This is a genomic window from Niastella sp. sgz303648, assembly GCF_059587045.1.
In genome coordinates this window covers 1-13475 of record NZ_JCAPSW010000037.1, presented here as the reverse complement: position 1 = coordinate 13475, position 13475 = coordinate 1, and the positions used below count along the sequence as shown (strand labels likewise).

Here is a 13475-nt window from a genome sequence, read left to right as displayed (position 1 = left end):
TTGTACCGGCACAATCCGTATAAGTAAATGTATAAACTATATCGCCCGCACAAGCCGGATTACCAGTCACCACAGGTGCTGATACAGTAAGCGCTCTGCCGCAATTATCAGTGACTGCCGGAGGAGTTGGTGTAACTGCAGCTGAAGGACATGCAACAGTAGATGCCGTAGCAGCAGGCATAACCACTACCGGTGGCGCTATAGTAGTAGTATGTGTCCAGGTATAATTTGTACCGTTACAATCTGTATAAGTAAAGGTATAAACTATATCTCCTGCACAGGCCGGATTGCCAGTCACCACAGGCGCTGATACAGTAAGCGCTCTGCCGCAATTATCAGTGACTGCCGGAGGAGTTGGTGTAACTGCAGCTGAAGGACATGCAACAGTAGATGCCGTAGCAGCAGGCATAACCACTACCGGTGGCGCTATAGTAGTAGTATGTGTCCAGGTATAATTTGTACCGTTACAATCTGTATAAGTAAAGGTATAAACTATATCTCCTGCACAGGCCGGATTGCCAGTCACCACAGGCGCAGATACAGTAAGCGTTCTGCCGCAATTATCAGTTACTGTTGGCGGTGTGGGCGCAGTAGCAGCGCTCGGACAGGCTACAGTAGATGTAGTAGCAGCAGGCATCGTTACCACTGGTGGAGATACAGTAGTTGTATGGGTCCAGGTATAATTAGTTCCGTTGCAATCTGTATATGTGAATGTATAAACTATATCGCCTGCGCAAGCCGGATTACCGGTCACAACAGGTGCCGATACAGTCAATGTTCTGCCGCAATTGTCAGTTACTGTCGGTGGTGTTGGTGTTGTGGCTGCAGATGGACAAGCTACAGAAGATGTGGTAGCAGCAGGCATAACTACAACCGGTGGAGCAATGGTTGTGGTATGTGTCCAGGTATAAGTTGTATTGGCGCAGTCAGTATATGTGAATGTATAAACTATATCGCCTGCACAAGCCGGATTACCAGTGATTACAGGAGCACTTACAGTCAATGTTCTTCCGCAATTATCAGTGACTGTTGGCGGTGTGGGTGTTGTAGCTGCAGATGGACAAGCAACTGTTGAAGTCGCATTGGCAGGCATTACAACAACCGGCGGAGCAACAGTAGTTGTATGTGTCCAGGTATAAGTTGTATTGGCGCAGTCAGTATATGTGAATGTATAAACTATATCACCAGAACAGGCCGGATTACCTGTCACCACAGGTGCACTTACAGTTAGCGTTCTTCCACAATTATCAGTTACAGTCGGTGGTGTGGGTGCAACAGCAGCTGAAGCACAAGCTACCGTTGAAGTGGTATTGCCAGGCATTGTAACCACCGGTGGAGATACAGTAGTGGTATGTGTCCAGGTATAATTGGTGCCAGCACAATCTGTATAAGTAAAGGTGTATACAATATCACCAGCGCAAGCCGGATTACCGGTCACTACAGGTGCCGATACAGTAAGCGTTCTTCCACAATTATCGGTTACAGTCGGTGGCGTGGGTGCAACAGCAGCTGAAGCACAAGCTACCGTTGAAGTGGTATTGCCAGGCATTGTAACCACCGGTGGAGATACAGTCGTGGTATGCGTCCATGTATAATTGGTGCCAGCACAATCTGTATACGTAAAGGTGTATACAATATCACCAGCACAAGCAGGATTACCGGTCACTACAGGCGCGGATACAGTCAGCGTTCTACCGCAATTATCAGTGACTACAGGCGGTGAGGGATCTGTGGCATTAGACGGACAGGCAACCGTTGAAGTTGTTGCTGCAGGCATAACCACAACCGGCGGTGCAATGGTTGTGGTATGTGTCCAGCTATAAGTTGTACCGTTGCAATCAGCATAAGTAAACGTATAAACTATATCACCTGCACAAGTTGGATTACCGGTCACAACAGGTGCTGATACTGTCAGCGTTCTGCCGCAATTATCAGTAACTGTTGGTGGCGTTGGCGTAGCAACTGCACTCGGACATGCAACAGTAGATGTTGTAGCTGCAGGCATAACTACCACCGGCGGAGATACCGTAGTGGTATGTGTCCAGGTATAATTGGTGCCAGCACAATCTGTATAAGTAAACGTATAAACAATATCTCCTGAACAGGCCGGATTACCAGTCACCACAGGTGCCGATACAGTCAGCGTTCTTCCACAATTATCGGTTACAGTCGGTGGCGTTGGTGTAGTAGCTACTGATGGGCATGCAACGGTAGAAGTTGCATTAGCAGGCATCACAACAACAGGCGGAGATACAGTAGTCGTATGCGTCCAGGTATAATTTGTACCGGCACAATCCGTATAAGTAAATGTATAAACTATATCACCAGAACAGGCCGGATTACCAGTCACCACTGGTGCACTTACAGTTAAAGTTCTTCCACAATTATCGGTTACTGTCGGCGGCGTAGGCGTCGATGCAGCAGATGGACATGCAACAGTTGAAGTCGCATTGGCAGGCATTACAACAACCGGTGGAGATACAGTAGTCGTATGCGTCCAGGTATAATTAGTTCCGTTACAATCGGTATAAGTAAAAGTATAAACAATATCGCCCGCACAAGCCGGATTACCAGTCACTACCGGCGCTGATACAGTCAGTGTTCTGCCACAATTATCAGTTACAGTCGGTGGTGTGGGCGTCGCTGCTGCAGAAGGACAAGCAACAGTCGAAGTCGCATTGGCAGGCATAACTACAACCGGTGGTGCAATGGTTGTAGTATGCATCCAGTTATAAGTTGCACCATTGCAATCCGTATAAGTAAAGGTGTAAACAATATCGCCTGCGCAAGCTGGATTACCAGTCACAACAGGAGCACTTACAGTAAGCGTTCTGCCGCAATTATCAGTTACAGTCGGTGGTGTCGGCGTTGCAGCTGCCGAAGGACAGGCAACTGTAGATGTAGTTGCAGCAGGCATCGTTACCACCGGCGGTGCAATAGTTGTAGTATGCGTCCAGGTGTAATTAGTTCCGTTACAATCTGTATAAGTAAATGTATAAACTATATCACCTGCACAAGCCGGATTACCAGTCACCACAGGTGCTGATACAGTCAGTGTTCTGCCGCAGTTATCAGTTACTGTTGGTGGCGTCGGTGTGGTAGCTGCACTCGAACAGGCAACTGTTGAGGCAGTAGCCGCAGGCATTACAACAACCGGCGGCGCTACAGTAGTAGTATGCGTCCAGGTATAATTTGTGCCGGCACAATCAGTATAAGTAAACGTATAAACAATATCGCCCGCACAAGCCGGATTACCAGTCACTACAGGTGCCGAAACAGTAAGCGTTCTTCCACAATTATCAGTTACTGATGGTGGCGTAGGTGTAGTGGCACCTGAAGGACAAGCAACTGTTGAAGTCGAATTGGCAGGCATTACAACAACCGGTGGAGATACAGTAGTGGTATGGGTCCAGGTATAATTAGTTCCGTTACAATCTGTATATGTGAATGTATAAACTATATCGCCTGCACAGGTTGGATTACCAGTCACCACTGGTGCACTTACAGTTAAAGTTCTTCCACAATTATCAGTTACTGTCGGTGGTGTGGGTGTCGATGCCGCAGAAGGACAAGCCACTGTTGATGTAGTAGCTGCAGGCATAACTACCACCGGTGGTGCAATGGTTGTGGTGTGTGTCCAGGTATAGGTTGCACCCGCACAATCAGTATAAGTAAAAGTATAAACAATATCCCCTGCGCAAGCCGGATTACCGGTCACCACAGGCGCTGATACAGTAAGCGTTCTTCCACAATTATCAGTTACTAACGGTGGCGTAGGTGTAGTGGCACCTGAAGGACAAGCAACTGTTGAAGTCGCATTGGCAGGCATTACAACAACCGGCGGAGCAACAGTAGTTGTATGTGTCCAGGTATAAGTTGTATTTGCGCAGTCAGTATATGTGAATGTATAAACTATATCACCAGAACAAGCCGGATTACCAGTCACCACAGGTGCCGATACAGTCAGCGCTCTGCCGCAATTATCAGTTACTACCGGAGGCGTTGGTGTCGATGCCGCAGAAGGACAAGCAACGGTTGAGGTGGTTGCAGCGGGCATAACCACAACCGGCGGCGCAACTGTAGTTGTATGCGTCCAGGTATAATTGGTGCCAGCACAATCTGTATAAGTAAAGGTGTATACAATATCACCAGCGCAAGCCGGATTGCCAGTCACAACCGGTGCTGATACAGTCAGTGTTCTGCCACAATTATCTGTAACAGTCGGCGGCGTCGGTGTTGTAGCTGCGGATGAACAAGCAACCGTCGAGGTGGTATAAGCAGGCATAACTACAACCGGCGGAAATACAGTAATCGTATGCGTCCAGGTATAATTTGTACCGGCACAATCCGTATAAGTAAATGTATAAACTATATCTCCTGCGCAAGTCGGATTACCAGACACCACTGGTGCTGATACAGTAAGCGTTCTTCCACAATTATCAGTTACCGTCGGTGGTGTTGGTGTAGTAGCTACTGATGGGCATGCAACGGTAGAAGTTGCATTAGCAGGCATCACAACAACAGGCGGAGACACAGTAGTCGTATGCGTCCATGTATAATTAGTACCGTTACAATCGGTATATGTAAAAGTGTAAACAATATCACCTGCGCAAGCCGGATTACCAGTCACCACAGGTGCCGATACTGTCAGCGTTCTGCCGCAATTATCAGTTACCATCGGTGGTGTTGGTGTAGTAGCAGCAGAAGGACAAGCAACTGTTGAAGTCGCATTCGCAGGCATAACTACAACAGGCGGCGCAACAGTAGTAGTATGCGTCCAGGTATAATTGGTGCCAGCACAATCTGTATAAGTAAAGGTGTATACAATATCACCAGCGCAAGCCGGATTACCGGTCACTACAGGTGCCGATACAGTAAGCGTTCTTCCACAATTATCAGTTACTGTTGGCGGTGTGGGTGTAGCGGCGGCTGAAGGACAGGCTACAGATGATGTTGTTCCAGCAGGCATAACCACCACCGGCGGGGCCACAGTAGTGGTGTGCGTCCAGGTATAAGTTGTATTTGCGCAGTCAGTGTATGTAAACGCATAAACTATATCTCCTGCGCAGGTTGGATTGCCGATCACTACAGGCGCCGATACAGTAAGCGTTCTGCCACAATTATCAGTTACTGCCGGTGGCGTGGGTGCAACAGCAGCTGAAGCACAAGCTACCATTGAAGTAGTAGCTGCAGGCATCGTTACAACCGGAGGAGATACAGTAGTTGTATGTGTCCAGGCGTAATTTGTTCCATTGCAATCAGTATAAGTAAACGTATAAACTATATCTCCTGCGCAAGCAGGATTACCAGTCACCACAGGAGCCGATACGCTCAGCGTTCTGCCGCAATTATCAGTTACCGCTGGTGGTGCCGGTGTAGTGGCAGCTGAAGGACAAGCAACAGTTGAAGTCGCATTCGCAGGCATAACTACAACAGGCGGCGCAACAGTCGTGGTATGCGTCCATGTATAATTAGTGCCGCTGCAATCCGTATAAGTAAAGGTGTAAACAATATCTCCTGCGCAAGCCGGATTACCGGTCACAACAGGCACCGATACAGTCAGCGTTCTGCCGCAATTATCAGTAACAGTCGGCGGAGTTGGAGTCACTGCCTCACTCGGACAAGCAACTGTCGAAGTGGTAGCAGCAGGCATCGTTACAACCGGTGGGGCAACTGTCGTGGTATGCGTCCATGTGTAATTTGTGCCGGCACAATCAGTATAAGTAAATGTATAAACTATATCTCCTGCGCAAGCCGGATTACCAGTCACTACAGGTGCCGAAACAGTAAGCGTTCTTCCACAATTATCAGTTACTGATGGTGGCGTAGGTGTAGTGGCACCTGAAGGACAAGCAACTGTTGAAGTCGCATTGGCAGGCATTACAACAACCGGCGGAGCAACAGTAGTTGTATGTGTCCATGTATAAGTTGTATTGGCGCAGTCAGTATATGTGAATGTATAAACTATATCACCAGAACAAGCCGGATTACCAGTCACAACGGGTGCAGAAACAGTAAGTGTTCTGCCGCAATTATCAGTAACAGTCGGCGGAGTTGGCGTTGTAGCTGCTGACGGGCATGCAACGGTTGAAGTCGCATTAGCAGGCATAACAACAACCGGTGGAGATACAGTAGTTGTATGTGTCCAGGTATAATTGGTGCCGCTGCAATCCGTATAAGTAAAAGTATAAACTATATCGCCTGCACAAGCAGGATTACCCGTCACCACAGGTGCCGATACAGTCAGTGTTCTGCCGCAATTATCAGTAACAGTTGGCGGAGTCGGAGCCACTGCCCCACTCGGACAAGCAACTGTTGAAGTGGTATTAACAGGCATTACAACAACCGGTGGAGAAACTGTTATAGTGTGCGTCCAGGTGTAATTAGTGCCATTGCAATCAGTGTAAGTAAAGGTATAAACTATATCGCCTGCACAAGTCGGATTACCAGTCACAACAGGTGCTGATACTGTAAGCGTTCTGCCGCAATTATCATTTACTGTCGGCGGAGTCGGAGCCACTGCCCCACTCGGACAGGCAACTGTTGAAGTCGCATTAGCAGGCATTACAACAACAGGTGGCGATACAGTAGTTGTATGTGTCCAGGTGTAGGTTGCACCTGCACAATCTGTATAAGTAAAGGTGTATACAATATCGCCTGCGCAAGCCGGATTACCAGTCACCACAGGAGCCGATACAGTCAGCGCTCTGCCGCAATTATCAGTTACTGTCGGTGGTGTCGGAGCCGCTGCCCCACTCGGACAAGCAACTATCGAAGTAGTAGAAGTTGGCATAACCACAACCGGCGGCGCTATAGTAATAGTGTGCGCCCATGTATAATTAGTACCATTACAATCTGTATAAGTAAAGGTGTATACAATATCACCAGCGCAAGCCGGATTGCCGGTCACTACAGGCGCCGATACAGTCAGGGTTCTGCCGCAGTTATCAGTTACTGTCGGCGGCGTTGGTGTTGTAGCTGCTGAAGGACAAGCCACTGTTGACGTAGTAGCCGCAGGCATTGTAACCACCGGTGGCGCTATAGTAGTAGTCTGTGTCCAAGTGTAGTTCGTTCCTGCACAATCTGTATAAGTAAACGTATATACAATATCTCCCGCACAAGCCGGATTGCCAGTTACAACAGGTGCCGAAACAATAAGCGTTCTGCCGCAATTATCAGTTACCGTTGGTGGTGTCGGTGTAGTGGCAGCTGAAGGACAAGCAACTGTTGAAGTCGCATTGGCAGGCATTACAACAACCGGCGGAGCAACAGTAGTTGTATGTGTCCAGGTATAAGTTGTATTGGCGCAGTCAGCATATGTGAATGTATAAACTATATCACCAGAACAGGCCGGATTACCGGTCACCACAGGTGCTGATACGCTCAGCGTTCTTCCACAATTATCAGTTACCGTCGGTGGTATTGGCGTTGTGGCTGCAGATGGACAAGCTACAGAAGATGTGGTAGCAGCAGGCATAACTACAACTGGTGGAGATACAGTAGTTGTATGCGTCCAGGTGTAAGTTGTATTTGCGCAGTCAGTATATGTGAATGTATAAACTATATCGCCTGCACAGGTTGGATTACCAGTCACTACAGGTGCAGAAACAGTAAGCGTTCTGCCGCAATTATCAGTTACTGTCGGTGGCATCGGTGTCGCAGCTGCAGAAGGACAAGCAACGGTTGAAGTCGCATTGGCAGGCATAACTACAACCGGTGGAGCAATGGTTGTTGTATGCGTCCAGGTATAAGTTGTAGCATTACAATCAGTATAAGTAAAAGTATAAACTATATCGCCTGCGCAAGCCGGATTACCAGTTACAACCGGTGCTGATACGCTCAGCGTTCTGCCGCAATTATCGGTTACAGTCGGTGGAGTTGGAGTAACAGCAGCCGAAGGGCAAGCAACAGTTGAAGTCGCATTGGCAGGCATTACAACAACAGGCGGAGATACAGTAGTAGTATGCGTCCAGGTGTAAGTTGTATTTGCGCAGTCAGTATATGTGAACGTATAAACTATATCGCCTGCGCAGGTTGGATTACCAGTCACAACAGGAGCCGATACAGTAAGTGTTCTGCCGCAATTATCAGTTACTGTTGGTGGCGTTGGTGTGGCAGTAGCTGATGGGCAGGCAACTGTTGACGTAGTAACCGCAGGCATCACAACAACAGGCGGAGATACAGTAGTCGTATGCGTCCATGTATAATTAGTACCGTTACAATCGGTATATGTAAATGTATAAACGATATCACCTGCGCAAGCCGGATTACCGGTCACAACAGGTGCCGATACAGTAAGCGTTCTGCCACAATTATCAGTTACTGTCGGTGGTGTTGGTGTTGTGGCTGCAGATGGACAAGCAACTGTTGAAGTCGCATTGGCAGGCATTGCCACCACCGGCGGTGCTACCGTAGTAGTATGCGTCCATGTATAATTAGTACCGTTGCAATCTGTATAAGTAAAGGTATAAACAATATCGCCTGCACAAGTCGGATTACCGGTCACCACTGGTGCAGAAACCGTAAGCGTTCTGCCGCAATTATCAGTGACGGTCGGTGGTGTCGGCGTCGATGCCGCAGAAGGGCAAGCCACTGTTGATGTAGTAGCAGCAGGCATCGTTACCACTGGTGGAGATACAGTAGCTGTATGGGTCCAGGTATAATTAGTTCCGTTGCAATCAGTATAAGTAAACGTATAAACAATATCACCAGCGCAAGCCGGATTACCGGTCACTACAGGTGCCGATACAGTCAGCGTTCTTCCACAATTATCGGTTACAGTCGGTGGCGTTGGTGTAGTAGCTACTGATGGGCATGCAACGGTAGAAGTTGCATTAGCAGGCATCACAACAACAGGCGGAGATACAGTAGTCGTATGCGTCCATGTATAATTAGTACCGTTACAATCGGTATATGTAAATGTATAAACGATATCACCTGCGCAAGCCGGATTACCGGTCACAACAGGTGCCGATACAGTAAGTGTTCTGCCGCAATTGTCAGTTACTGTCGGTGGTGTTGGCGTTGTGGCTGCAGATGGACAAGCTACCGTTGAAGTGGTAGCTGCAGGCATCGTTACCACCGGCGGTGCAATGGTTGTAGTATGCGTCCAGGTATAAGTAGCACCTGCACAATCCGTATAAGTAAAAGTATAAACAATATCTCCTGCGCAGGTTGGATTACCAGTGATTACAGGAGCACTTACAGTCAATGTTCTTCCGCAATTGTCAGTTACTGTCGGTGGTGTTGGTGTTGTGGCTGCAGATGGACAAGCTACAGAAGATGTGGTAGCAGCAGGCATAGTCACTACTGGCGGAGCTACAGTAGTGGTGTGTACCCAGGTATAATTAGTACCGTTGCAATCGGTATAAGTAAAGGTATAAACTATATCTCCTGCGCAAGCCGGATTACCAGTCACAACAGGTGCTGATACGCTCAGCGTTCTGCCGCAATTATCAGTTACTGTTGGCGGCGTAGGCGCTGTAGCTGCGCTCGGACATGCTACAGTAGATGTTGTAGCAGCAGGCATCGTTACAACCGGCAGAGCAATGGTTGTGGTATGTGTCCAGGTGTAATTTGTTCCGGCACAATCAGTGTAAGTAAACGCATATACAATATCTCCTGCACAAGCCGGATTGCCAGTTACAACAGGTGCAGAAACAGTAAGCGTTCTGCCGCAATTGTCAGTTACTGTCGGCGGCGTAGGCGCTGTAGCTGCTGAAGGACAAGCCACTGTTGACGTAGTAGCCGCAGGCATTGTAACCACCGGAGGAGATACAGTAGTAGTATGCGTCCAGGTATAAGTTGTATTTGCACAGTCAGTATATGTGAATGTATAAACTATATCACCAGAACAAGCCGGATTACCAGTCACCACAGGTGCCGATACAGTCAGCGCTCTGCCGCAATTATCAGTTACTACCGGAGGCGTTGGTGTCGATGCCGCAGAAGGACAAGCAACGGTTGAGGTGGTTGCCGCAGGCATAACTACCACCGGCGGAGATACAGTAGTGGTATGTGTCCAGGTATAATTGGTGCCAGCACAATCTGTATAAGTAAAGGTGTATACTATATCGCCTGCGCAAGCCGGATTACCGGTCACTACAGGTGCCGATACAGTCAGAGTCCTTCCGCAATTATCGGTTACTGTCGGTGGCGTGGGTGTCGTAGCAGCCGAAGGACAGGCAACGATTGAAGTCGCATTAGCAGGCATTACAACAACCGGTGGAGATACAGTAGTGGTATGTATCCAGTTATAATTTGTACCGGCACAATCAGTATAAGTAAACGTATAAACAATATCTCCTGCACAAGCCGGATTACCAGTTACCACAGGAGCCGATACAGTCAGCGCTCTGCCGCAATTATCAGTTACTGTTGGCGGAGTTGGTGTAGTAGCTGCTGAAGGACAAGCTACAGTAGATGTTGTAGCAGCAGGCATAGTCACTACTGGCGGAGCTACAGTAGTGGTGTGTACCCAGGTATAAGTTGTATTTGCGCAATCTGTATATGTGAATGTATATACAATATCCCCAGTGCAGGTCGGATTACCAGTCACAACAGGCGCAGAAACAGTAAGCGTTCTGCCGCAATTATCAGTTACAGTTGGTGGTGTGGGTGTAACAGCAGCCGAAGGGCAAGCAACAGTTGAAGTCGCATTGGCAGGCATAACAACAACCGGTGGAGATACAGTAGTAGTATGTGTCCAGATATAAGTTGCACCAGCGCAATCTGTGTAAGTAAACGTATATACTATATCACCTGCGCAGGCCGGATTACCTGTAATTGTTGGTGCACTCACGCTTAATGTTCTGCCGCAATTGTCAGTTACTGTTGGCGGCGTTGGTGTAGCGGCCGCTGAAGGACAGGCTACGGATGATGTTGTTGCAGCAGGCATAATCACCACCGGCGGCGCAACTGTAGTGGTATGTGTCCAGGTATAATTGGTTCCGTTGCAATCAGTATAAGTAAACGTATAAACGATATCTCCCACACAGGCCGGATTACCGGTCACCACAGGCGCAGAAACAGTAAGCGTTCTTCCACAATTATCAGTTACTGTCGGCGGCGTTGGTGTGGTGGCTGCTGATGGACAAGCAACAGTTGAAGTCGCATTGGTAGGCATAACTACCACCGGCGGAGATACCGTAGTGGTATGTGTCCAGGTATAATTGGTGCCAGCACAATCTGTATAAGTAAAGGTGTATACAATATCGCCCGCACAAGCCGGATTACCGGTCACAACAGGTGCAGAAACAGTAAGCGTCCTTCCGCAATTATCAGTTACCGTCGGTGGTGTTGGTGTGGTGGCTGCAGATGGACAAGCTACAGTAGATGTTGTAGCTACAGGCATCGTTACAACCGGCGGTGCAATAGTTGTAGTATGCGTCCAGTTATATGTTGCACCGTTACAATCTGTATAAGTAAAAGTATAAACAATATCCCCTGCGCAAGCCGGATTACCAGTTACAACCGGCGCTGATACAGCAAGCGTTCTGCCGCAATTGTCAGTTACAGTTGGCGGTGTGGGTGTAGTAGCAGCACTCGGGCAGACAACGGTTGAGGTAGTAGCCGCAGGCATTGTAACCACCGGTGGAGATACAGTAGTGGTATGTATCCAGTTATAATTTGTACCGGCACAATCAGTATAAGTAAACGTATAAACAATATCTCCTGCACAAGCCGGGTTACCGGTCACCACAGGTGCACTTACAGTCAGCGTTCTGCCGCAATTGTCAGTTATTGTCGGCGGCGTTGGTGTGGTAGCAGCAGATGGGCATGCAACTGTCGATGTAGTTGCTGCAGGCATTGTAACCACCGGCGGAGATACCGTAGTGGTATGCGTCCAGGTATAGGTTGCACCTGCACAATCAGTATAAGTAAAAGTATAAACAATATCCCCTGCGCAAGCCGGATTACCAGTTACAACCGGCGCTGATACAGTCAGCGCTCTGCCGCAATTATCAGTTACTGTTGGCGGAGTTGGTGTAGTAGCTGCTGAAGGACAAGCTACAGTAGATGTTGTAGCAGCAGGCATAGTCACTACTGGCGGAGCTACAGTAGTGGTGTGTACCCAGGTATAAGTTGTATTTGCGCAATCTGTATATGTGAATGTATATACAATATCCCCAGTGCAGGCCGGATTACCAGTCACTACAGGTGCAGAAACAGTAAGCGTTCTGCTGCAATTATCGGTTACAGTCGGTGGCGTTGGAGTAGTGGCCGCAGAAGGACAAGCAACAGTTGAAGTCGCATTCGCAGGCATAACTACAACCGGCGGCGCTATAGTAGTGGTATGTGTCCAGGTATAAGTTGCACCAGCGCAATCTGTATACGTAAACGTATAAACAACATCACCTGCGCAGGCCGGATTACCTGTAATTGTTGGTACACTCACGCTTAATGTTCTGCCGCAATTGTCAGTTACAGTTGGCGGAGTTGGTGTAGTAGCTGCACTCGGACAAGCAACAGTAGATGTTGTAGCTGCAGGCATTGTAACCACCGGCGGAGATACAGTAGTTGTATGCGTCCAAGTATAATTAGTACCATTGCAATCTGTATAAGTAAATGTATAAACTATATCGCCTGCGCAAGCCGGATTACCTGTCACTACAGGAGCACTGACAGTCAGTGTTCTTCCACAATTATCAGTTACTGACGGTGGCGTAGGTGTAGTGGCACCTGAAGGACAAGCAACTGTTGAAGTCGCATTGGCAGGCATTACAACAACCGGCGGAGCAACAGTAGTTGTATGTGTCCAGGTATAATTAGTACCACTGCAATCTGTATAAGTAAATGTGTATAAAATATCACCTGCGCAGGTTGGATTACCAGTCACAACAGGTGCTGATACGCTCAGCGTTCTACCGCAATTATCAGTGACTACAGGCGGTGAGGGATCTGTGGCATTAGACGGACAGGCAACCGTTGAAGTTGTTGCTGCAGGCATAACCACAACCGGCGGTGCAATGGTTGTGGTATGTGTCCAGCTATAAGTTGTACCGTTGCAATCAGCATAAGTAAAAGCATAAACTATATCTCCTGCACAAGCCGGATTACCGGTCACAACAGGTGCTGATACTGTCAGCGTTCTGCCGCAATTATCAATAACTGTTGGTGGCGTTGGCGTAGCAACTGCACTCGGACATGCAACAGTAGATGTTGTAGCTGCAGGCATAACTACCACCGGCGGAGATACCGTAGTGGTATGTGTCCAGGTATAATTGGTGCCAGCACAATCTGTATAAGTAAACGTATAAACAATATCACCTGAGCAAGTCGGATTACCAGTCACCACAGGAGCTGATATCGTAAGTGTTCTGCCGCAATTATCAGTAACAGTCGGCGGAGTTGGAGCCACTGCCCCACTCGGACAAGCAACTGTCGAAGAGGTAGCAGCAGGCATAACTACCACCGGCGGAGCAATAGTCGAAGTATGCGTCCATGTATAATTGGTACCGCTACAATCAGTATAA

1 protein-coding gene is annotated in these 13475 nt (G+C 48.2%); it reads right to left on the bottom strand.

The features are described 5' to 3' along the window. A partial coding sequence (locus AC59IL_RS38665; RefSeq protein ID WP_496557617.1) for an HYR-like domain-containing protein occupies window positions 1-13475 on the bottom strand: 13475 nt, incomplete at both ends.